Consider the following 22,725-nt stretch of genomic DNA (forward strand, 5'->3'; position numbering starts at 1 on the left):
CGGCGCCCCCGCCGGACAGGGCGCAAACCACGGCGGCCTCCCGGCCGTCGCGGCTTGCGACTTCGCTGACCCACCGCCCCTCACCTCCGGGATGGACGCACCATGAACCTCTCGCCCCGCGAGCTCCTCACCCGCATGTTCCAGGCGGCCGTGCGCGCCGCCCAGCCTGAACACTGCATCCCCGCCTTCCTGCCGCAACGGTCCAAGGGGCGCACGATCGTCATCGGCGCCGGCAAGGCCTCGGCCGCCATGGCGCAGGCCTTCGAACGGCACTGGGCCGGTCCCATCGAGGGGCTGGTGGTCACCCGCTACGGCTACGCCGTGCCCTGCGAGCGCATCGAGATCGTCGAGGCCGCCCACCCCGTGCCCGACGAGGCCGGCGAAACCGCCGCCCGGCGGCTGTTCGAGCAGGTGTCCGGCCTGACGGCCGACGATCTGGTGATCTGCCTGATTTCGGGCGGCGGCTCGTCCCTGCTGCCCGTGCCCGGCCCCGGGGTGACGCTGGCCGACAAGCAGGCCATCAACCGCGCCCTGCTGAAGTCCGGCGCGACGATTTCCGAAATGAACTGCGTGCGCCGCCACCTGTCGGGCATCAAGGGCGGCCGGCTCGCGGCGGCCTGCGCGCCCGCGCGCGTGGTCAACCTGCTGATCTCCGACGTCCCCGGCGACCAGCCCCGCGATATCGCTTCCGGCCCCACCGCGGCCGACCCGAGTACCTGCGCCGACGCGCTGGACATCGTGCGCCGCTACGGCATCGACCTGCCGGCGGGCGCTCGCCGGCTGCTGGAATCCGGCGAAGGCGAGACCCTCAAGCCCGGCGACCCCCGGCTGGCCCGCGTCGAGACCCACCTGATCGCCACCCCGCAGATGGCCCTGGAGGCCGCCGCCTCGGTGGCCCGCGAGGCCGGCGTCGCGCCGCTGCTGCTGGGCGACCGCATCGAGGGCGAGGCCCGCGACGTCGGCAAGGTCCTGGGCGGCATCGCCCTGCAGGTGCGCGCGCACGGCCAGCCGGCCCCCGCGCCCTGCGTGCTGCTGTCCGGCGGCGAGACCACCGTCACCGTGCGCGGCCGGGGCCGCGGCGGACGCAACGTGGAATGCCTGCTGTCCCTGGCCATCGCCCTGGACGGCGCCGAAGGCGTCCACGCCCTGGCCGGCGACACCGACGGCGTCGACGGCCAGGAAGAGATCGCCGGCGCCCTGATCGGCCCCGACACCCTGGCGCGCGCCTGGGCGGCCGGCATGCCGCCGCGCGCGCATCTGGACGACAACGACGGCCACGGCTTTTTCGAACGCCTGGGCGATTCCCTGATCACCGGCCCCACCCTGACCAACGTCAACGATTTCCGCGCCATCCTGGTTCTCTGATCCGGGCGGCGCACCCCAGGAGACACATCATGAAGACCCTCCGAGTCCTGACACAGGAAGACGCGCGCCGTATGGCGGCCTCCGCCGAAGCCGAGGCCCGCCGCAGCGGCTGGAACGTCAGCATCGCCATCTGCGACGCCGGCGGCCACGCCCTGTGGCTGCAGCGCATGGACGGCGCCCCCCTCATGAGCGCCCAGATCGCGCCGGAAAAAGCCCGCGCCTGCGTCCTCAGCGGCAAGCCCAGCAAAGTCTACGAAGACATGGTCAACCAGGGCCGCATCGCCGCCCTGTCCATGCCGGTCGTGCCCCTGGAAGGCGGTGAGCCCATCTATTTCGACGGCAGCGTCATCGGCGCGGTCGGCGTATCCGGCGTGCGGGCCGGGCAGGACGCCCAGGTGGCCCGGGCCGGCGTCGCCGCCCTGGACGGCGCCGACCACCTCTACGCGGGAGCCCGCTCATGAAAACCGACCGTCGCGCCCGCATCCTGGCCACCCTGGGGCCGGCCAGTTCCAGCCTCGAACAGATCCGCGCCCTGGCCCAGGCCGGCGCCAACGTGTTCCGCCTGAACTTCAGCCACGGCACGCACGAGGACCACGCCGAACGCCACCGCCTCATCCGGCAGGTCGAACAGGAACTGGGCCGTCCCATCGGCATCCTGATGGACCTGCAGGGGCCGAAACTGCGCGTGGGCCGGATCGCCGGGGGCAAGACCGTCCTGACGGCGGGCCAGGCCTTCCGCCTGGACCTGGACCCCGCCGAAGGCGATGCCGCGCGCGCCAACCTGCCGCACCCGGAAATCTTCGCCGCCCTGGAGGACGGCACCGACCTGCTGCTGGACGATGGCAAGCTGCGCTTGCGCGTGGACCGTCATGGCCCGGACTTCGCCGCGACCACTGTACTGGTGGGCGGCCCGCTGTCCGACCGCAAAGGCGTCAACGTGCCCGGCGTCATCCTGCCGATCTCCCCGCTGACGTCCAAGGACCGCGCCGACCTGGAATTCGGCCTGTCGCTGGGCGTGGACTGGGTCGCCCTGTCCTTCGTGCAACGCCCGGAGGACATCGTCGAGGCGCGCGACCTGATCGGCAACCGCGCCTGGATCATGGCCAAGCTCGAAAAGCCCGCCGCCATCGAGCATCTGGACGCCATCGTCGCACAGGCCGACGGCATCATGGTGGCTCGCGGCGATCTGGGCGTGGAACTGCCCCCGCAGCGCGTACCGGTGCTGCAGCAGCGCATCGTGCGCCGGGCGCGCGCCGCCGGCAAGCCGGTGGTCGTCGCCACGCAGATGCTGGAATCCATGATCACCGCGCCCGTGCCCACTCGCGCGGAGGCTTCCGACGTGGCCACCGCCGTCTACAGCGGCGCCGACGCCGTCATGCTGTCGGCCGAATCGGCCTCGGGCCAGTACCCGGTCGAGGCGGTCGCCATCATGGAGCACATCATCCACGAAGTGGAGGCCGACCCTTCCTGGCGCGCCAACCTGGACGCCACCCACAGCCCGGCCGCGGCCAACATCCCCGACGCCATCTGCTGCGCCCTGCGCCGCGTCGCGGGCCTGCTGGAGCCAGCCGCGACCGTGGCCTACACGGCCTCGGGCTTCAGTGCCCTGCGCGCCAGCCGCGAACGCCCCTCCACGCCGATCCTGGCCCTGACCCCGCAGCCGGAAACGGCCCGACGCCTGGCCCTGGCGTGGGGCGTGCGCCCGGTCCTCTTTCCCGAGCAACTGCGGGAATCGACCGAAATGATCGACCGGGCCGCCGCCGCCGCCCGCCAGGCCGGGCTGGCCGAGGCGGGCGACACACTGATCGTGATCGCCGGCCTGCCATTCGGACGCAGCGGCAGCACCAACCTGCTGCACATCGCGCAGGTATAAGCACTATCCGACCCGGCATATAGCCCGCCCGCTTCCGAGGAAGCGGGCGTTTTCTTTTGTGCGACAGACACTTGCGCGGATACGCGGCCGCGCGGCGGATGCGCGGGCACCCTTTAACTCTTATAGAAGACTGCCTATAATCCAGGATCGACTTCCAGCTCACCCAAGGACCATCATGACCGATCGCATTTCCAGCCATGGACTCCAGATCGCCGCCTCGCTGCACCGCTTCCTCGAACAGGAAGCCCTGCCGGGCACGGGCGTACAGCCGGCCGCCTTCTGGGAAGGACTGTCGGCGATCATTCATGATCTCGCTCCCCGGAACCGCGCCCTGCTGGCCGAACGCGACCGCCTCCAGGCCGCCCTGGATGACTGGTGCACCAAGCATCCGGGCCCCATCGCCGACCCGGCCGCCTACCGCGCCTTCCTGAAGGACATCGGCTACCTGAAGGCCGCCCCCGCGCAAGTCGCCGTCGCCACGGCGAACGTCGACACCGAGATCACCGCCCAGGCCGGCCCGCAACTGGTCGTGCCGGTGATGAACGCCCGCTACGCCCTGAACGCCGCCAACGCCCGCTGGGGCAGCCTGTACGACGCCCTGTACGGCACCGACGCGATCCCCGAGACCGACGGCGCCACGCGCGCCGGTGGCTACAACCCGGTGCGCGGCGCGCGCGTCATCGCCTTCGCCCGCCGCTTCCTGGACGAGAGCTTCCCCCTGGCCAGCGGCTCGCACAGCGACGCCACGGCCTACGCCGTCGTCCAGGGCGGCCTGCGCGTCACGCTGCTGGACGGGACGGCCACCGGCCTGGCCGACGCCGGCGCCTTCCTGGGCCACCGCGGCGACGCCGCCGCCCCCCAGGCCCTGGTCCTGCGCCACCACGGCCTGCACATCGAGATCCAGTTCGACGCCGACCATCCCATCGGCAAGACCGACGCCGCCCACATCAAGGACGTGGTCGTCGAAGCGGCGCTGACCACCATCATGGACTGCGAGGACTCCGTCGCCGCCGTGGACGCGGACGACAAGGTCATCGCCTACCGCAACTGGCTGGGCCTGATGAAGGGCGACCTGGCCGAGGACCTGGTCAAGGGCGGCAAGACCATCACCCGCCGCCTGAACCCGGACCGCGAATACACCGCCCGCGACGGCTCCGCCGCCCGCCTGCACGGCCGTTCGCTGATGTTCGTGCGCAACGTCGGCCATCTGATGACCAATCCGGCCATCCTGGACCGCGACGGCAACGAAGTGCCCGAGGGCATCCTGGACGCCGCCTGCACCTCGCTGATCGCCATCCACGACCTGAAGGCGCGCAAGAACTCCCGCACCGGCTCGATCTACATCGTCAAGCCCAAGATGCACGGCCCCGACGAAGTCGCCTTCGCCAGCGAAATCTTCGGCCGCGTCGAGCAACTGCTGGGTCTGGCGCCCAACACGATCAAGATGGGCATCATGGACGAAGAACGCCGCACCAGCGTCAACCTCAAGGCCTGCATCGCCGCCGCCAGGGAACGCGTGGCGTTCATCAACACCGGCTTCCTGGACCGCACGGGCGACGAACTGCACACCTCCATGCGCGCCGGCGTCATGGTGCGCAAGCACGACATGAAGTCCCAGACCTGGATCCAGGCCTACGAGCCGAACAACGTGCAGAGCGGCCTGGAATGCGGCCTGCGCGGCCACGCTCAGATCGGCAAGGGCATGTGGGCCATGCCCGACCTGATGGCCGCGATGCTGGAGCAGAAGGTCGGCCAGCTCAAGGCCGGCGGCAACACCGCCTGGGTGCCGTCCCCCACCGCCGCCACCCTGCACGCCCTGCACTACCATCAGGTCGACGTGGTCGAAGTCCAGAAATCCCTGGAAAACCACCACGAGGACTACACCGACCGCATCCTGACCGTGCCGGTCACCGCCGCGCCCACCTGGACGCCCAAGCAGATCCAGCAGGAGCTGGACAACAACTGCCAAGGCATCCTGGGCTACGTGGTGCGCTGGATCGACCAGGGCGTGGGCTGCTCGAAAGTCCCCGACATCCATGACGTAGGCCTGATGGAAGACCGCGCCACGCTGCGGATTTCCAGCCAGCACATCGCCAACTGGCTGCTGCACGGCATTGCCACCCGCGAGCAGGTCGAGGAAACCCTGCGCCGCATGGCCGCCGTAGTGGACAAGCAGAATGCCGGCGACCCCGCCTACGAGCCGATGGACGGCCATTTCGACACATCCTGCGCCTTCAAGGCCGCCAGCGACCTGATCTTCAAGGGCCTGGAGCAGCCCAACGGCTACACCGAGCCGCTGCTGCACCACTGGCGCCAGGTGAAGAAGGCGGAACTGGCCGCCAGGGCCTGATCGCCCCGACGTCCCCGTTGCTGAAAAAACCGCCGGACCGGCCACGGTCCCGGCGGTTTTTTCAGCAACGGGCCGTCCCAAGATGATTTCAATACGGTGCCCAATGGAATAAAACGCCTGGCAGGACTGTTTACCGCAGGTCAACCCCACGCAAGGAGAACTGCCATGACTCGTCCCGCTTCCTTTTGCATCCTCGGTCCGGTGCTGCTGGCCGCCAGCGCCATGGCGCCCACGGCCCAGGCGCAATCCCCGGCCACCGCCATGCATGGCACGCTGGTCGGCCCCAGCCAGATGACGCTCTATGTCTTCGACAAAGACACCGCGGGTTCCGGCAAGAGCGTGTGCAACGGCGGCTGCGCCGCCAACTGGCCGCCGTTGCTGGCGGCCAGCGGGGCCACCGCCACCGGTGACTGGAGCGTGGTCACCCGCGACGACGGCGGCAAGCAATGGGCCTACAAGGGCCGTCCGCTCTACTACTGGAGCAAGGACGCCAAGCCCGGCGACAAGACGGGCGACGGCTTCCTCAACAATGCCTGGCACGCAGCCAGGCCCTGAGCACGGCCCCGCGTGGACATCGACGCCGCCATCGTCCACATCCCGCGTCTGCGCCGCTACGCGCGGGCCCTGGTGGGCGATACCGCCCGCGCGGACGACCTGGTGCAGGATACGCTGGAGCGGGCCTGCCAGAAATGGGCGCTGTGGCGACCGCCCGCCGCCGTGCCGGCGGACCAGGTCCAGGCGGCGCTGCGCGGCTGGCTGTTCACCCTGATGCACAATCTCTTCGCCAACCAGTGTCAGCAGGCGGCGCGGCAGCGCACGGTCGGCTGGGACGAGACCCTGGAGCCCGGGCACGATCCCACCTCGGACCTGGGGCTGCGGCTCGACCTGGAACGCGCGCTGGCGCTGCTGGCGCCGCAAGCGCGCGAGGTGCTGCTGCTGGTGGCGATGGAACAATACAGCTACGCCGAGACGGCACGGATGCTCGGCATTCCCATCGGCACGGTGATGTCCCGCCTGGCGCGGGCGCGCGAGCAGTTGCGGCGCCTGATGGAAGGGGAAGCGCCTTCCCCGGTGACATTGAAGGCCGTCAAATGAAGGAACGCGATCGATGTCCATGAACCGCCCCGACGAAACCACACTCCATGCCTGGATGGATGGAGAGCTTGCGCCCGAACGCGCCGCGGAGGTGGCGCAATGGCTGTCGGAACATCCCGACGAGGCGGCCCGTGTGGCCGCCTTGCAGGCGCAATGCGCCAGCCTGCGTGCCCTGCAGGCCCAGGTGCTGGACGAGCCGGTGCCGCCGCGGCTGCGCCACGCACTGCGCCGGCCGCCGCTGCAATGGCGCTGGCCGCATGCGCTGGCGGCCGGGGTGATGCTCAGCCTGGGGTTGGGCCTGGGCTACGGCCTGGGCGGCCGGGAACCGGGCGCCTTGCCGCCGCAGTCAGGCGCCCCGGCGCAACTGCCGGTCTTCGTGCGCGAGGCTGCCGCCGCCCACGCGGTCTACGTGCCGGAACAGCGCCACCCCGTGGAAGTGGCGGCGCGGCAGCAGGCGCACCTGGTGCAATGGCTGTCCAAGCGGCTGGGGGTGCGGCTCAAGGTGCCGGTGCTCGATGCCCAGGGTTTCCACCTGGTCGGCGGCCGCCTGCTGCCGGGCGAAGCCGGTCAGGCGCGTGCGCAGTTCATGTACCAGGATTCGGCTGGTGCGCGCGTGACGCTGTACGTCTCGGTGCTGTCGCGGGAAGACATGGCCGCCGCGGCACCCGTGGCCTTCCAGTGGACCGGCGATGAGTCGGCCCAAGGCTTCTACTGGATCGACGGGCACCGGGGCTATGCGGTCAGCGCCGCCCTGCCGCGCGAGCGGCTGCACGTGCTGGCCGAGGCCATCTACCACCAGCTGGATTGAACGCGGAGCCGCCGCACGGCGGCACGGCCAACGTCCCGGCCCGTGGAATCCTGATATGCTGCATGCCTGGGGCTGGCCAGCCCCCCGAACCCGCCGGGCCTTCACCGTACAGCATGCGTCCACCCCGCTTCGTCCGCCGCGTGTCGGGCACGTCGCCCTTCGCCGGCATCGTCCTGGTGATCCTGGCCTCCTGGTCCCTGTCGACACTGGACACCAGCGGCAAATGGATCATGGCGGCCGGCCTGCCCCTGGCTTTTCTATGCTGGGTGCGGTTCACCGTCCATCTGATCCTGGTCACGGCCCTGATCCCGTCCTCGGCGCTGCGTGCGGCGCTGCGCCCCAAGCGCCCCTATGCCCAACTCCTGCGCGGCTCGGTGATGCTCATCGCCACCTTCTCTTTCTTCACCGCGCTGCAATACATGCCGCAGGCCGAGGCGACCTCCATCAACTTTCTGGCGCCCCTGATCGTGCTGGCCTGCGCGCCGTGGATCCTGCGCGAGCCCGCCCGGTTGTCGCGCTGGGTGGCCGCCCTGGCCGGCTTCGCCGGCATCCTGATCATCATCCGACCGGGCGGCGGCCTGGATCCGGTCGGCGTGTCCTTCGGCCTGCTGACCGCCCTGCTGTTCTCGATCCAGTACGTATGCACCCGTCTGGTCGCCATCGACAGCCCCATGACCACCCTGATCTGGAGCGGCGGCGTCGGCACGATCTGCCTGACCGCGGCGCTGCCCTTCATCGTGCCGGCGGCCTGGCCCGCCCTGCGCGAGTTCGGCCTCCTGGAATGGCTGGTGATGGCCAGCACCGGCCTCTGGGGCGCCCTGGGTCACGTCCTGCAGATCCAGGCTTACCGCCTGACACCCGCCTCCCTGCTCGCCCCCTTCCTCTATCTGCAGATCGTCGCGGCCTCGATCCTGGGATGGCTGGTCTGGGGCGATTTCCCCGACGCTCTCACCTGGCTCGGCATCGCGGTGATCTGCGGCAGCGGCATCGTGATCGGCGCCATCGAGTGGCGGCGATCCCCGACGCCGGCGACGAACGGTGCAGCATCTCCTACAATCCCGCCCACCCCCCGCTGACACGTGACGCGGGTTTTCAAGGACAACTCCTTTGCAATCGAATTCGATTGCCGTGATCGGCGGCGGCCCGGCCGGGCTGATGGCTGCTGAAACACTGGCAGCGGCGGGCGCATGCGTCGATCTCTACGACGCCATGCCCTCGGTGGGCCGCAAGTTCCTGCTGGCCGGGCGCGGCGGGCTCAATCTGACCCATGGCGAACCCCTGCCCGCATTTTTGTCGCGCTACCGCGAACATGCGCCCTGGGTGGCTCCCTGGCTGGCCGATTTCGGCCCGCAAGCCCTGCGCGACTGGGCGCATGGCCTGGAGGTGGACACGTTCGTCGGCACTTCGGGGCGGGTCTTTCCCGCCGAGATGAAAGCCGCGCCGCTGCTGCGCGCCTGGCTGCATCGCCTGCGCGGACAAGGCGTGCGCATCCACGCCCGCCATCGCTGGACGGGGTGGGATGAATCCGGCCGATTGCGCTTCTCCACGCCAGCGGGCGAAACGCACGCCCAGGTGGGTGCCGTCATCCTGGCCTTGGGTGGCGGCAGTTGGTCCCGCTTGGGATCGGATGGCGCATGGGTGCCCATGCTGGCGGAAAAAGGCGTGGGCGTCGCGCCGCTGCGGCCCGCCAACTGCGGATTTCAAGCGGATTGGAGCGCGCATTTCCAGGAACGCTACGCGGGCGAACCCCTGAAATCGGTCGCGGCCTGTGTACTCGAAACGCCCCCGCCAGACATCGACACAAACACCCCCTGGCGGCGCGGCGAAATCATGTTGACCCGGGACGGCCTGGAAGGCGGGCTGGTCTACGCCTTGTCCTCGGGCTTGCGTCAGGCGCTGGACCGGACCGGCGAGGCCGTGCTGACCATCGACCTGCTGCCCGACCGCGATGCCGCCTGGGTGGCCGGGCAAGTCATGTATCCGCGCGGCGCCAAGTCCTTGTCCAGCCACCTGCGCTCGCGCCTGAACCTGCACGGGGCCAAGGCTGGCTTGCTGCGGGAATGCCTGGGCAAGGATGACTACGCCGATCCCGCCCGGCTGGCGGCGGCGATCAAGCAGCTGCCCGTGCGGCTGACCGGCATGCGTCCCATGGACGAAGCCATCAGCACGGCAGGCGGCGTCCGCCCGCAAGCGATGGACGAACGGCTGATGCTGCGCGCCCTGCCCGGCGTCTTCTGCGCGGGCGAAATGCTGGACTGGGACGCGCCCACCGGCGGCTATCTGCTGACCGCCTGCCTTGCCGGAGGCCGCGCCGCGGCCAAGGGCGCGCTGGCTTGGCTGAATTGACGCCGCCCGCCATCCTGGTGCTCGACGCCTGCGTCATGATGTCCGGCCTGCAACGCCGCCTGATGCTGGCACTGGGTGCGTGCAATGTCTTTCAGCCCGCCTGGAGCGAACGCATCGGCGACGAATGGATGCGCAATGCCCGGCGCCTGTGGGACATCCCCGCGGAAAGTCTGCAAGCGGACTGGGACGCCATGCGGTCCGCCTTTCCCGACGCCATGGCGCATGAGGTCGATCAATACAAACAGGGGCTGCGCTACAGCGATCCCAAGGACTGGCACGTCATTGCCGTCGCCCGGGAAATGCACGAACGGCATCCTGGCAGTCCGGTGGAAATCCTGACGCTGAACCTGAAAGACTTCAACCGCTCCGAACTCCGCCGCCTGGGCCTGTCCGCGCTGACGCCGGATCGCAAGCTGGCGGCCTGGTGGCCGGCGCACGAAACGCAGATCCGCCGGGTGATCGCCGAACTCGATGCCGCCGATCCGCCCCCACACCGCCCCCGCCTGCCCATGCGTGAACGGCTGGGCCGCGAACGCCTGCTTCTGCTGAACCGTCTGCTGTCGGCCTGACCCCAAGGGAACCTCTGAACAAGTCGAGCGGAAAGCGGGCGCCGCGGATCGGGACGGGATGCAGGGCGCGAACCGCAGCGATAGCCGGTGCTATCGCGAGGATGAGTCCGGACACATTGCAGTCCCCGCGGATCGCCCGAATCCGCGGATGCGCGCGGCGCGAGGACTTGTTCGGAGGTTCCCAAGACCAAGATATACCTTGGTATAACACGGCGATCCCAATGCCTGCTGGCAACGGCAAACGGCCGATGGGAAAATGCGTCCTGTCGTCAATCCGATGCGTTCGACGACGTCACGCGCAGTATCAGCAGGAGGAAACGTATGGACCCCGACCCGAGCATGCGCTTATGCGCGCCCCACAACCGACCCAATCAATCCTTGAACGCAATGACGCGGGCATCGGCTCCGAGGTCCTCACTCGCCTGAGCGCGTGAGACGCCTCCGTGGCCGCGCGCCAGGAGGATCTCATGCTGTTTCGCCACACCCGTCCCAACGACGCCTTACTGCGCGCATTGCGCGCCGCCGTCGCCACGCATCACCCCGCCGCTCTGCGCGCCCTGCTGGCCTCTCATGGCGAACAAGCCTTCGCCCACGCACTTGCCGACCTTTCCGGCCGCGTCATCGCCGATGCGCTGTCGATGCTGCTCGCATCGGATCGCGCCCCCGTCCTGAACCGTCTGTCCCGCGCCGCGCGCCTGCGCCTGCAGGAAACAGGGAGCCGGCACGCACTCGACCCGGCTTGCGCACGTCCCGCGGCGACATTGTCGTCTCTATTCCTGCCCCGGTAACAGGAGAACCATCCAATGAGCACCCTTGATCGCAGGCTGAAGAACCTCTTCAGTGGATTTCTGGCCCGGCGGCATACCAGCCGCCAATTCAAACGCCAGGCCATTCTGGAAACCCTGCGCAATTCGAGCGAGGGGGAAGGCCGGTCCGTTTCCGGCGGCGTTTCCGGCAACGTTTCCCGCGACATGCGCCGCATCGCGGCCGACGACAGCGCGGCCGCGATCGCGCGCATGTCCTCGCACGAGGACGGCCTGACCCAGGCCGAAGCGGAAGATCGTCGCAACCGCGTGGGTCCGAACGAAGTGGAGCATGAGAAGCCGCTGCCGGGGTGGCTGCACCTGTGGTACTGCTACAAGAACCCCTTCAATCTGCTGCTCACGACTCTGGCCATCATCTCCCTTCTGAGCGACGATACGGAAGCCGCTGCCATCATTACCACAATGGTGATCCTGAGCACCCTGCTGCGCTTCGTGCAGGAAGGGCGCTCCAACCGCGCCGCCGAACGGCTCAAGGACATGGTGAGCAACACCGCGACTGTGCTCCGGCGCCAGTCCATCGGCGCGGAAACCGCCGGGATCGGCGAAAAGCCTTGCGGCGTGAACATGCATCGGCAGCGGGCCGAGACACGCGCTGAAGTGCCGATCCGCGACCTGGTCCCCGGCGACCACATCCATCTGTCCGCCGGCGACATGATTCCGGCCGACTGCCGGCTGCTGGCGACCAAGGATTTATTCGTCTCACAGGCCGCATTGACGGGCGAATCGCTGCCGGTGGAAAAATTCTCCGGCATCGCGCGGCCGTTCGAGACGGTATTCGAAGCGCCCAACCTGGTCTTCATGGGCACCAACGTGATTTCGGGCTCGGCCACGGCGCTGGTCATCGCCACCGGCAGCCGCACCTATTTCGGTGCGCTGTCGTCGCGCATCACCGCCTCGGACCGTGCGCCAACGGCGTTCCAGGCCGGCGTCAACAGCGTGAGCTGGCTGCTGATCCGCTTCGCGCTGGCCATGGTGCCCATCGTGCTGCTGATCAACGGCTTCACCAAAGGCGACTGGATGGAGGCCTTTCTGTTCGCGCTGTCGGTAGCCGTGGGGCTGACGCCTGAAATGCTGCCGATGATCGTCACGTCCACCCTGGCCAAGGGCGCGGTCATCATGTCGCGCAAGAAAGTCATCGTCAAGCGCCTGGACGCGATCCAGAACTTCGGCGCCATGGACGTGCTGTGCACAGACAAGACCGGCACTCTGACGCAGGACAAAATCGCACTGGAGCGGCATACCGACGTTTTCGGCAACCCGTCCGACGAAGTGCTGGAATACGCCTACCTCAACAGCCACTACCAGACCGGCCTGAAAAACCTGCTCGATCACGCGGTGCTCGATCATGTGGAACTGCGCCAGGAATTGCGAGTGGTACAGGACTACCGCAAGGTCGATGAAATCCCCTTCGACTTCGAGCGTCGGCGCATGTCGGTCGTCGTGTCCGAGCGCGAAGACCACCACGAGCTGATCTGCAAGGGCGCGGTCGAGGAAATCCTCTCGACCTGCAACCGTATCCGTGTCCAGACCGCCGAGGGCGTGCGCGACGAGGTACTCGACGCATCCCTGCTGGAGCGCGTGCGCTCCGTCACGCGCGAACTCAACGAGCAAGGACTGCGCGTGGTCGCCGTGGCGGTGAAACACCTGCCGGCCACGCAAACGGCCTACTCGGTGGTCGACGAATCCGGACTGACCCTGATCGGCTACATCGCCTTCCTCGACCCCCCGAAAGAATCCACCGCGCCGGCGCTGCGCGCGCTGGCCGAACACGGCGTGCAGGTCAAGGTGCTGACCGGCGACAGCGAACTCATCGCCCTGCATGTGTGTGGGCGCGTCGGGCTGGAACATGATCACGTGCTGCTCGGCCCGCAGGTCGAGCGCATGGACGAAGCCGCCCTGTCCCAGGCCGTGGAACAGCATCGGATATTCGCGCGCCTGACGCCGCAGGACAAGGAGCGCATCGTGCGCGCCCTGCGCGCTAACGGCCACGTGGTCGGCTTCATGGGCGACGGCATCAATGACGCCCCGGCGCTACGCGCGGCGGACATCGGGATTTCGGTGGATTCGGGCGTGGACATCGCCAAGGAAGCCGCCGACATCATCCTGCTCGAAAAGAGCCTGATGGTACTGGAAGAAGGCGTGGTGGAAGGCCGCCGGACCTTCAGCAACATGCTCAAGTACATTCGCATGACCGCCAGCTCGAACTTCGGCAATGTGTTCTCGGTCCTGGTCGGCAGTGCTTTCCTGCCGTTCCTGCCGATGCTGCCGCTGCAACTGTTGACGCAGAACCTGCTGTACGACATCTCGCAGATCGCCATCCCGTTCGACAACGTCGATAAGGAACTGGTGAAGAAGCCGCTGCGATGGCAGCCCGACGACATCGGCCGCTTCATGATCTTCTTCGGCCCGATCAGCTCGATCTTCGACATCTCCACCTATGTGCTCATGTGGTTCGTCTTCGGCGCCAACACCGTGGAAGATCAGTCGCTGTTCCAGTCGGGCTGGTTCGTTGTCGGCCTGCTGACGCAGACTTTGATCGTGCACATGATCCGCACGCCCAAAATACCCTTCATCGAAAGCCGCGCCGCCTGGCCGCTGATGGTCATGACGATCATCATCATGACCATCGGCATCATGCTGCCGATGAGTCCCATGGCGGGCTACTTCAACCTCCAGGCCTTGCCGTTGAGCTACTTCCCGTGGCTGGCCGGCATCCTGCTGAGCTATGCGGCTCTCACAACCGTCATGAAGAGGTTCTACATCCGCAGGTTCGGCTGGCAGTGATGCCGGGCTGGCCGAGCAATCGATGAACGAGAACGGACTCTTGATGAACGCCATTCACTTCAGCAGCCTCGGCGCGCTGGCGACGATGTTTGTGAACCTGGCGGCCGCCTTCCTGCTGGGCTCACTGATCGGGATCGAACGGCAACTGCGCCAGCGCACCGCCGGGCTGCGGACCAACACCCTCGTCGCCGTCGGCGCAGCCATTTTCGTCTCGCTGGCTGCGCGGTTGTTCGAGATCAATGGCGGGCCGCAGAGCACTATCCACGTGGTGGCCTATGTCGTCTCGGGTATCGGCTTTCTGGGGGCCGGCGCCATCATGAAGGAAGGTGCCAGCATTTCCGGGCTGAACACCGCCGCGACCTTGTGGGGCTCGGGTGCGGTCGGCGCCTGCGCCGGCGCCGGACTGTTGGGCGAAGCCGGGCTTGCCGCCTTGTTCGTGCTGGCGAGCAACACGCTATTGCGACCCGTCGTGAACCGGATCAATCGCCGCCCCTTCCACGAAGCGTCGAGCGAAGCGACATACATGGTCTTCGTGGTGTGTGCGCGCGAACATCAATCCGACGTGCGGGAAACCGTGCTGGACATGCTGGAACAGGCCACCTATCCCGCACGCCAGGTGGACGACCCCCCCTTCGGAGAGAACGAGGTGGAAATCGAAATCACGCTGTACGCCACCGCCATCCAGCCCGAAGAACTCGAAGCCGCCGTGACGTCGGTGGAAAACCTGCCCGGAGTCCGCCAAGCCTTCTGGAACGCCAAAGAGGAAGGCTGACAGGGCAGCGCGCTACCCATGCGGGACGATGCGCTACCCTGTATCCTGTTCATCGTTCCCATCAGGAATCCCTGCGCAGGTCATGCCATGCCACCGTCTCTGATCCGCACCTTGCCGCAATTTCGTATCGCCCTGAAGCTCACGCTCATCGGCACCGTCATGGCGGCGATTCTGGTGGCGGATACCAGAACGAACTACGAAGTTGCCGCAGCCGTTTTTTACACGGTCGTGATTCTGGCGGTATCCCGTTTATTGCGCCGGCGATGGCTGATTGCTTTCAGCGCGGTCTGCATCGGATTGACGGCACTGAGCTTCGCACTGACGCCGCATGGCCACTTCCGCATGGGCCTGGTCAATACCGGCATCAGCATCGCCTCGATCATCATCACCACCTACCTGATTCTGAAAATGGAAGCGGCAAGAACGGCGGCGCACGACGCCCAGGCGCAGTTGATGCGCATCGCGCGCGTCAAGAGCCTGGAAGGGCTGACTACTTCCATCGCGCACGAAATCAACCAGCCGCTCGCCGCGATCGTCGCAAGCGGCAACGCCTGCCAACGCTGGCTGGCGCAGGAACCGCCGCATCTCGACAAGGCTCGCCAGGCGCTCGAACGCATCCTCGGCGACGCCGGTCGCGCGAGCAGCATCATCGCCCGTGTCCGCAGCCTCACGCAGGGCGAGCCGCCGGATAAAAGCGCCTTCGATTTCAACCAGGCGGTCATGGAGGTCATCGCGCAATCCCAGGCGGAGATCGATCGCAACGGCATCATCCTTGAAACGGATCTGCGCGCCGATCTGCCCCCCGCGTTCGCCGATCGCGTTCAGATCCAGCAAGTGGTCGGCAACCTGGTGCTGAATGCGATCGAGGCCATGCTCCCGGTCTCGACCCGTACGCACGTCATGCGGATCACCTCGAGTATCGAGGGCGGGACGATTTCGCTGGCCATCGCTGATTCCGGCGTAGGCTTTTCCGCGGGGGTTCACGGACACCTGTTCGAGGCCTTCTGGACCACGAAGCCCGAAGGCATCGGCGTCGGCCTGAGCATCAGCCGGGCCATCATCGAAGCCAATGGCGGCCAGATCGGGGCCGAGTCGATGGCCGCGGGCGGGGCGGTATTTCGATTCACCGTACCCGCAGCGGCACAGGGGACGCGTGCATGACCCAAACACGTGCGACCGCGAAGGACGATCCTGTCGTCTACGTCGTAGACGACGACGACTCCGTCCGTGCCGCGCTCGAGGACTTGCTCGCCTCGGTCGGGCTGAGGGTTTCGACGTTCGGATCACCCCGGGAATTTCTGGCGCGCCGCCTCGAAGACGCGCCGGGATGCCTGGTGTTGGATGTGCGCATGCCCGGCCAGAGCGGCATGGATTTTCATCGGCAGATGGCCGAGTTGGGAATTGGGCTCCCGGTCGTGTTCATCACAGGCCACGGCGACATCGCCATGGGCGTCGAGGCGATGAAGAACGGCGCGATCGAATTTCTGACCAAGCCCTTCAGGGACCAGAGCCTGCTCGACGCGATCCATCACGGCATCGAGAAGGATCGCGAGCGGCGCAGGCACGCGGCGCGCGCGGCGGAACTGCGAACGAGGTGGGCATCGCTCACGGCTGGAGAGCAGGACGTCACGCGCCTGGTCGTGCAGGGCTTGTTGAACAAGCAGATCGCAGCGCAGTTGAACATCAGCGAGATCACCGTCAAGGTCCGCCGCGGACACGCCATGCGCAAGATGCAGGCAAGCTCGCTGGCGGAATGGGTGAGAATCGTTGAGAAGCTGGGGATACTCTGAACTTGTTCAGAGTATCCTTGACTTGATCAGGCACGCGCCTTTGTGATCAGCTCGTCCAGCCAGGCCAGCATGGTGTCGATTTCGTCGGCCGTGACGTTCAGGGCCGGCATGAAGCGCAGCAGGTTGCCGCGCGGCGCGTTCAGCAGCAGGCCTTCCGGCGTGCGATCGCGCGCGGCCTGGACCAGCGCCGGACCATCGTCGCGATCCATCACCAGGGCGCGCAGCAGGCCCTGGCCGCGCTCGCCCCGCATGCCCCACTTGTCCGACAGCGCCGTCAGGCCGGCCGACAGCTGCCGCCCCCGGGCGTTGACCTCGTCCAGGAAGCCCGGTGCCGCCAGCGTATCGAAGATCGCCACGCCCACCGCCGTCATCAAGGGATTGCCGTTGTAGGTACCGCCCTGGTCGCCGTGCTCGAAACAGCAGACGGCCTCGCGCGCGCACAGCGCCGACAGCGGCACGCCGCCGCCGATGCCCTTGCCCAGCGTCATGATGTCGGGCTCGATGCCGGCATGCTGGTAGGCGTACAGCCGCCCCGTGCGGCCCATGCCGCTCTGGACTTCGTCCACGATCAGCAGCAGGCCGCATTCGCGGGTCAGCTCGCGCAGGCCCCGCAGGAATTCGCGCGTCGCGGGGATCACGCCCGCCTCGCCCTGGACCGGCTCCAGCATCACGGCGACCGTCTGGTCGTCGATCAGGGAGCGCACCGAATCCAGGTCATTCAGGTCGGCCTTGGGAAAGCCCTCGACCTGCGGCGCGAACTTCCGGTCCCAGCCGGCCTTGCCCGAGGCCGACATGGTGGCCAGGGTACGGCCATGGAAGCTGTGATCGAAGGTGATGATCTTGTAGGCGCCCTTGCGATGCAGCTGGCCCCACTTGCGGGCGAGCTTGATCGCACCCTCGTTGGCCTCGGCGCCGCTGTTGGCGAAGAACACGCGGTCGAAGCACGAGGACTCGACGATGCGGCGGGCCAGGTCGATGGACGGCTGGTTGTAGAAGGCCGGAGAGGGGTTGATCAACAGCCGCGACTGGCGCGTCAAGGCCTCGATCATGGCCGGATGGTTGTGGCCCAGGCAGTTCACGGCCCAGCCCTGGATGAAATCCAGGTAGCGCTTGCCGTTGTGGTCTTCCAGCCAGGATCCCTGGCCCCGGACGAACACCAGCTCCGGGCGCGAAGTGATTTCCATCAGGGCGTTCAGCCCGGCGCGATCGATCGACATGAGTGCAGATTCCTGAAAAACAAAGTCCCGGCGGCACGGCGCCGCGCAAACCGATATTCTAAGACGGACGCAACGCTCCCCGAACCTTCGCGGCCCAGCGCCCCCCAAACAGATTGACCGCCAGTCCGATCAACACCACACCTCCCCCCAGCCACTGCCACAGGCCCAGACGTTCTCCCAGGAACCAGTCGGCGCACAGCAGCCCCACCACAGGAATCAGCAGGCTGAGCGGCGCGATCCGGGCGACCGGATGGCGGGCCAGCAGGCGCCCCCACAGCACGTAGCCGATCAGCGTCGCCACCCCCGACAGGTAGGCTACCGCCCCCGCCGCACGCCAGCTGATATGGGCCAGGCTGTCCACGATCCGGTCCGGCCCCTCGAAGATGACCGACAGCAGCAGGAACGGGATGGGAGGCAGCAAGGCGCCCCACACCACCATCGACAGCATGCGCACCGGGCCCGCGCATTTCAGCACTACGTTGCCCGACGCCCAGCTGAAGGCCGCCGCCAGGGTCAGCAGGAAGCCGGCCAGCGGCACCGCCGTCTCGCCCCCCGCGCCCAGGTCCAGCAGGGCCAGTCCTGCGGCGGCCAGGCCGATGCCCAGGACGTGGTGCGGGCGGATGGCCTCGCGCAGCACCAGCGCGGCGATCGCCACCGTGAAGAAAGCCTGCGCCTGCAGCACCAGGGACGCCAGGCCGGCCGGCATGCCCAGGTAGATCGCCAGGAACAGGAAAATGAACTGGCCCAGGCAGATGGTCGCCCCGTAGCCGGCGACATAGCGCCAGTGCACGGCCGGCCGGGGCACGAAGAACACCGCGGGGAAGGCCACGAGCAGGAAGCGCAGGGCGCCCAGCAGCATCGGCGGGATCTCGTCCACGCCGACCTTGATGACGACGAAATTGGCGCCCCACACCACGATGACGACCAGGGCGGCCAGGATGTCTTTCAAGGGCATGAAATCTCCCGCTTCAAAGCTTGGTGTGGAACGCGAGGATGCGCGAATCCTGCATGCTACGGCATTTCAGGCCTGTACGAACGGGCGGCCGGGCCGTGCGCGGCGACGGAACCGTGCCGCGGCTGGCGCCGCGGGCGCCGGCGGACCGGCGTTCCCGTTCTAGAATGTCCTCCTTTCCCCCTCACGGCAGACTTCCATGCGCCTGGCCATCCACAGCCTGTACAGCTACCCGGTCAAATCCTGCGCCGGCATCGCCCACGAACGCATCCGCGTCACCGGATCCGGCCTGGCCTTCGACCGGCACTGGGTCATCGTGGACGCCCAGGGCCTCTTCATGACCCAGCGCCAGCACCCCCGCATGGTGCTGATCCATCCGGAACCCGCCACGGACGGCCTGTGGCTGCGGGCGCCCGACCAGACCGACTGCTTCGTGCCTTCCCCACCCGCGCAAGCCGAACCCGTGCCGGTCGCCATCTGGGGCGCATCCACCCTGGGCGCCGACCAGGGCGACGAGGCCGCCGCATGGCTGAGCGCGTTCATCGGCGCACCCTGCCGGTTGCTGCATCTGCATCCCCGGGCGCACCGCCTGGCCAGCCTGCCGCACGTCACCCGCTGGATCCAGACCCACCCCGACTGGCCGCAATCGTTCCTGCCGGTGGACCGGCACGCCTTCGCATTCGCCGACGGCTTCCCCTTTCTGGTGGCCAACCGGCACTCGCTGGAAGCGCTGAACGGCCAGTTGGACGGCCAGGGCGTCGCGCCGGTCGACATGATCCGCTTCCGCCCCAACATCGTGCTCCAGGGCCTGGAACCCTACGATGAAGACCACCTGGCGGGATTCCGCACTGGCAACGCCGGTTTCGCCTTCGTCAAGGCCTGCGCCCGCTGCCCCATCCCCAACGTGGACCCGCTGACGGGCGGCACGGCGGCGGAACCGGGCCGCACCCTGGCGCGGCACCGGCAGTTCGAGCAAGGCGTGCTGTTCGGCATGAACGCCGTCGCCGCCCTGCCGGACGGCGAGACCTGGCTCCAGGTGGGCGACGCCATCGAGCCCGAATACGATTTCTGATCCCGGCCCGGCCGGGCGCCGTCACGCAACACCCGGTCCCGGAACATCCGCCGGTCAGTACAGGTCCAGTTGCACCGGGTGCGGCCGGTCGCCGGCGCCCGCGGGCTCCAGCTTGCTGACCCGCACGCCCAGCAGCCTCAGCCGCCGCTCCAGCGGCACCCGCTTCAGGCATTGCCCGGCGGCCCGATGGATGGCCCGGGCGTCCCCGACCGCCTCATCCAGCGTCAGGTCGCGGGTCACCACTCGGAAATCATCGAAACGCAACTTGATGCCCACTGTCGCTCCGCGCACGCCCTTGCGGGCCAGGTCCTCCGCCAGGCGCTCGCACAGGTCGAGGAATATCCGCGACAGCAGCGGCCGGTCGCGGCGCACGTGCAGGTCCCGCTCGAATGTCGTTTCCCGGCTGAGGGACTTGGGCTCGGACTGCGTCACCACCGGACGATCGTCGATGCCGTGCGACACATCCAGCAGCCACTGCGCCGTACCGAGCCCGAAATGGCGCTGTAACAGCGCCGGCGCGGCCTGCGCCAGTTGGCCGACGGTCTCGATCTCCAGATCCCGCAGCTTGCGCGTGGCCTTGGGGCCGATGCCGTTGACCTTCGACACCGGCAGCGGCCAGATGCGCCGCTCCAGGTCGCCCGGCCCGATCAGCGCGATGCCATCGGGCTTGTCCAGGTCCGAGGCGATCTTCGACAGCAATTTGTTCGGCGAGATGCCGATCGAACAGCTCAGCCCCGTGGCCTCGCGCACCGCTCGCTTCAGGGCGCGGGCCAGCTCGGCGGATTCCTGCGGCAGATCGGTCAGGTCGATGTAGATCTCGTCGATGCCGCGATCCTCGATGCGAGGGGCGATCGCCGCCACGGCGGCCTTGAACAGCCGGGAATAATGGCGATAAGCAGGAAAATCCACCGGCAGCAGCACGGCGTCGGGCGCCAGGCGCGCGGCCTTCATCATCCCCATGGCCGAATGCACGCCCAGGGCTCGGGCCTCGTAGGTGGCCGTCGTGATCACACCGCGCCCGACATAGTCCCGCAACCGGACGTATTCTCCGTTCGCGGGCCGCTGGCCCCCCCCGCCGATCACCACCGCTTGCCCGCGCAGCCCGGGATGGCGCAGCAATTCCACGGACGCGTAGAACGCGTCCATGTCCAGATGCGCGATACGGCGGGCGGGAGATGCGGCGGGCATGTGTCTGGCGCGGCACGAAAAGGCGGCGGCCCTGCTATACTAGCCGGCCTAGAAGATGTATTTCAAATGAATCTATAACCCTGCCCTCATTGAGGGCTTTCCCCGTACGCGAGGACCCCATGGAAGCAGCAACCCTGAAGCGTTCTTCCCAGAAAACCGCCACCCTGCGCCTGGTCGGCCTGCGCGGCCCGTCCTGCGCCGACACGGTGGACCGCGCCCTGGCCGCCGTGCCCGGCGTCTCCCAGGTCACGATCTCCCTGGCCGACGAAAAGGCCACCATCACCTTCGACACCGCCCAGGTTTCCGTCCAGCGCCTGCAGGTCGCCGTCCAGGACGCCGGCTACGAGGCCCTCAAGCCCGTCCACGGAGAAGACGGCAACTGCTGCGGCGGGTGCGGGGGATGAGACAGGGCATGGAATAGCCCGCGGGCTATTCCATGCCTGTCGAATCCGGGCGCCTTGCGAGGCGCGAGGTGGAGGGATACCCTGATTTGAGAAGTCCCTTGCGGACACCTCGTGCCGGCATTCGAAGACGGCCGGTTGCTCGCCGGCCGCCACGGCGCCGGATTTACCGCACCGTCAGCTTCACGTCCACATTGTTGCGCGTGGCGGCGGAATAGGGGCACACCACGTGCGCCTTCTGCACCAGGCCTTCCAGCGTGGCGCGATCCACACCCGGGGCGGAGATATTCAGTTCCACGGCGATGCCGAAACCGGTGGGGATGGGGCCGATGCCCACGGAACCGGACACCTCGGTCGCGTCGGGCAGCTTCACGCCGTCCTTGCCGGCGACCAGCTTCAGCGCGCCGAGGAAGCAGGCCGAATAGCCCGCCGCGAACAGCTGTTCGGGATTGGTGCCATCGCCGCCGGCCCCGCCCAGCTCCTTCGGCGTGGACAGCTTGATGGCCAGGCGGCCGTCGGACGACTTGGCGCTGCCTTCGCGGCCGCCGGTGGCCGTGGCGTGGGCCGTGTAGAGAACGTTTTCGACTGTCATGCTTGGACTCCTTGTGGTGCGATTCCAGAAACGCCGCCGGCACCACGATCGGCGGCGTCCCGTGAACGGGCCGGTCAGTCCGGCGCCGTGCGGTTTTCGAGGGTGGCGGACGCGGCCAGCAGGTGCGCGCGCAATTCTTCCAGTTCGGCCTTCAGCACCCGGGCATGATCGGGAGAGCAGCCCGTGGCGCACAGCACGCCCTTGGGGACGCCGCCGGCGCGGTGCCGGAGATCGCGTCCGGCCGGGGTCAGCGTCACGCGCACCTGGCGCTGGTCGTCGGCCGCTCGGTCGCGGCGCAGCAGGCCCATGGCCTGCAGACGCTTGAGCAGCGGCGTCAGCGTGGCCGAATCCAGGTACAGACGTTCGCCCAATGCCGTGACCGTCGTCCCGTCAGCCTCCCACAGCACCAGCATCACCAGGTATTGCGGATAGGTCAGGCCCAGCTCCACCAGATGCTTCCGGTAGACCTTGCCCATCGCCAGCTGCGCCGAATACAGCGCGAAACACAGCTGGGCGTCCAGCATCAGGCTGGCGGGCGGCGTGGTGGAAGAAGAGGGGGCGGACCGGTTCATGGGTTCATTTTATATAGCGTGCGATTTAATCGCAAGCGATATTTTTATCGGAAAATTCGGAAAATCCGAACCCATTGAAGCTGCGGAAACCGGTCACCCGCAGCCGGCCAAGCCCCCGGCGCTGGAAAAGCGGCGATACACTGCCATCCACACAC

22 protein-coding genes are annotated in these 22,725 nt (G+C 67.7%); 17 read left to right on the forward strand and 5 right to left on the reverse strand.

The features are described 5' to 3' along the window. Window positions 1-102 precede the first annotated feature (102 nt). From ACTPOE_RS13750 to ACTPOE_RS13820, 15 genes are all read left to right on the forward strand, one after another. The gene (locus ACTPOE_RS13750; RefSeq protein WP_458872682.1) at window positions 103-1,365 is read left to right on the forward strand and encodes a glycerate kinase type-2 family protein; all 1,263 of its coding nucleotides are present in this window, start codon (window positions 103-105) and stop codon (window positions 1,363-1,365) included. A 29-nt stretch (window positions 1,366-1,394) separates the two neighbouring features. Continuing rightward, window positions 1,395-1,826 (forward strand): GlcG/HbpS family heme-binding protein, encoded by a 432-nt coding sequence (locus tag ACTPOE_RS13755; RefSeq protein WP_458872683.1) that lies wholly within the window; start codon window positions 1,395-1,397, stop codon window positions 1,824-1,826. Then, entirely contained in the window at window positions 1,823-3,238 is a 1,416-nt protein-coding gene (gene pyk, locus ACTPOE_RS13760; RefSeq protein ID WP_458872684.1) for a pyruvate kinase, read from the forward strand. Before ACTPOE_RS13755 ends, pyk begins: the two co-directional genes overlap by 4 nt. Window positions 3,239-3,413: 175 nt before the next feature. Continuing rightward, window positions 3,414-5,588 carry a malate synthase G gene (locus tag ACTPOE_RS13765; RefSeq protein ID WP_458872685.1) on the forward strand — a complete coding sequence of 725 codons (2,175 nt, stop codon included), beginning with the start codon at window positions 3,414-3,416 and terminating at the stop codon, window positions 5,586-5,588. Between the two features lie 165 nt (window positions 5,589-5,753). After that, window positions 5,754-6,143, forward strand: coding sequence for a COG4315 family predicted lipoprotein (locus ACTPOE_RS13770; RefSeq protein WP_458872686.1), 390 nt, complete (start codon window positions 5,754-5,756; stop codon window positions 6,141-6,143). Between the two features lie 12 nt (window positions 6,144-6,155). After that, window positions 6,156-6,683: an RNA polymerase sigma factor gene (locus ACTPOE_RS13775; RefSeq protein WP_458872687.1), complete on the forward strand. Its 528-nt coding sequence runs from the start codon at window positions 6,156-6,158 to the stop codon at window positions 6,681-6,683. A 13-nt stretch (window positions 6,684-6,696) separates the two neighbouring features. After that, window positions 6,697-7,491, forward strand: coding sequence for an anti-sigma factor family protein (locus ACTPOE_RS13780; RefSeq protein WP_458872688.1), 795 nt, complete (start codon window positions 6,697-6,699; stop codon window positions 7,489-7,491). 113 nt (window positions 7,492-7,604) lie between these two features. Further along, the gene (locus ACTPOE_RS13785; protein ID WP_458872689.1) at window positions 7,605-8,567 is read left to right on the forward strand and encodes a DMT family transporter; all 963 of its coding nucleotides are present in this window, start codon (window positions 7,605-7,607) and stop codon (window positions 8,565-8,567) included. 31 nt (window positions 8,568-8,598) lie between these two features. Further along, a complete protein-coding gene (locus tag ACTPOE_RS13790; protein WP_458872690.1) occupies window positions 8,599-9,837 on the forward strand; it encodes a TIGR03862 family flavoprotein in 1,239 nt (412 codons plus the stop codon). Next, window positions 9,825-10,406: a PIN domain-containing protein gene (locus ACTPOE_RS13795; protein WP_458872691.1), complete on the forward strand. Its 582-nt coding sequence runs from the start codon at window positions 9,825-9,827 to the stop codon at window positions 10,404-10,406. Before ACTPOE_RS13790 ends, ACTPOE_RS13795 begins: the two co-directional genes overlap by 13 nt. A gap of 467 nt (window positions 10,407-10,873) precedes the next feature. Then, window positions 10,874-11,194 carry a hypothetical protein gene (locus tag ACTPOE_RS13800; protein ID WP_458872692.1) on the forward strand — a complete coding sequence of 107 codons (321 nt, stop codon included), beginning with the start codon at window positions 10,874-10,876 and terminating at the stop codon, window positions 11,192-11,194. Window positions 11,195-11,209: 15 nt separating this feature from the next. Further along, the gene (gene mgtA, locus ACTPOE_RS13805; RefSeq protein WP_458872693.1) at window positions 11,210-14,014 is read left to right on the forward strand and encodes a magnesium-translocating P-type ATPase; all 2,805 of its coding nucleotides are present in this window, start codon (window positions 11,210-11,212) and stop codon (window positions 14,012-14,014) included. A gap of 43 nt (window positions 14,015-14,057) precedes the next feature. Continuing rightward, window positions 14,058-14,786 carry an MgtC/SapB family protein gene (locus tag ACTPOE_RS13810; RefSeq protein ID WP_458872694.1) on the forward strand — a complete coding sequence of 243 codons (729 nt, stop codon included), beginning with the start codon at window positions 14,058-14,060 and terminating at the stop codon, window positions 14,784-14,786. 87 nt (window positions 14,787-14,873) lie between these two features. Beyond that, window positions 14,874-15,947, forward strand: coding sequence for a sensor histidine kinase (locus ACTPOE_RS13815; protein ID WP_458872695.1), 1,074 nt, complete (start codon window positions 14,874-14,876; stop codon window positions 15,945-15,947). Continuing rightward, window positions 15,944-16,576 (forward strand): response regulator transcription factor, encoded by a 633-nt coding sequence (locus ACTPOE_RS13820; RefSeq protein WP_458872696.1) that lies wholly within the window; start codon window positions 15,944-15,946, stop codon window positions 16,574-16,576. Before ACTPOE_RS13815 ends, ACTPOE_RS13820 begins: the two co-directional genes overlap by 4 nt. Before the next feature lie 26 nt (window positions 16,577-16,602). Here the strand turns inward: ACTPOE_RS13820 and ACTPOE_RS13825 are convergent, their stop codons facing one another. Then, a complete protein-coding gene (locus tag ACTPOE_RS13825) occupies window positions 16,603-17,793 on the reverse strand; it encodes an acetylornithine transaminase (RefSeq protein ID WP_458872697.1) in 1,191 nt (396 codons plus the stop codon). A 58-nt stretch (window positions 17,794-17,851) separates the two neighbouring features. After that, a complete protein-coding gene (locus tag ACTPOE_RS13830) occupies window positions 17,852-18,748 on the reverse strand; it encodes an EamA family transporter (protein ID WP_458872698.1) in 897 nt (298 codons plus the stop codon). 196 nt (window positions 18,749-18,944) lie between these two features. On the opposite strand from ACTPOE_RS13830, the gene ACTPOE_RS13835 reads away from it, so the two are divergent. Then, window positions 18,945-19,817 carry an MOSC domain-containing protein gene (locus tag ACTPOE_RS13835; protein ID WP_458872699.1) on the forward strand — a complete coding sequence of 291 codons (873 nt, stop codon included), beginning with the start codon at window positions 18,945-18,947 and terminating at the stop codon, window positions 19,815-19,817. Between the two features lie 54 nt (window positions 19,818-19,871). Here ACTPOE_RS13835 and dinB read toward each other — a convergent pair whose 3' ends face one another. Beyond that, a complete protein-coding gene (gene dinB / locus ACTPOE_RS13840) occupies window positions 19,872-21,005 on the reverse strand; it encodes a DNA polymerase IV (protein WP_458872700.1) in 1,134 nt (377 codons plus the stop codon). A 119-nt stretch (window positions 21,006-21,124) separates the two neighbouring features. On the opposite strand from dinB, the gene ACTPOE_RS13845 reads away from it, so the two are divergent. Next, complete coding sequence (locus ACTPOE_RS13845; protein ID WP_458872701.1) at window positions 21,125-21,409, forward strand: heavy-metal-associated domain-containing protein; 285 nt, start codon at window positions 21,125-21,127, stop codon at window positions 21,407-21,409. A gap of 163 nt (window positions 21,410-21,572) precedes the next feature. Here the strand turns inward: ACTPOE_RS13845 and ACTPOE_RS13850 are convergent, their stop codons facing one another. Together ACTPOE_RS13850 and ACTPOE_RS13855 are read right to left on the reverse strand one after the other, a co-directional pair. Beyond that, window positions 21,573-21,998 carry an organic hydroperoxide resistance protein gene (locus ACTPOE_RS13850; protein WP_458872702.1) on the reverse strand — a complete coding sequence of 142 codons (426 nt, stop codon included), beginning with the start codon at window positions 21,996-21,998 and terminating at the stop codon, window positions 21,573-21,575. A gap of 74 nt (window positions 21,999-22,072) precedes the next feature. Beyond that, window positions 22,073-22,570, reverse strand: a complete 498-nt coding sequence (locus tag ACTPOE_RS13855) for a MarR family winged helix-turn-helix transcriptional regulator (RefSeq protein WP_458872703.1) — start codon at window positions 22,568-22,570, stop codon at window positions 22,073-22,075. Window positions 22,571-22,725: the final 155 nt, after the last annotated feature.

Source organism: Castellaniella sp. WN, assembly GCF_054457555.1.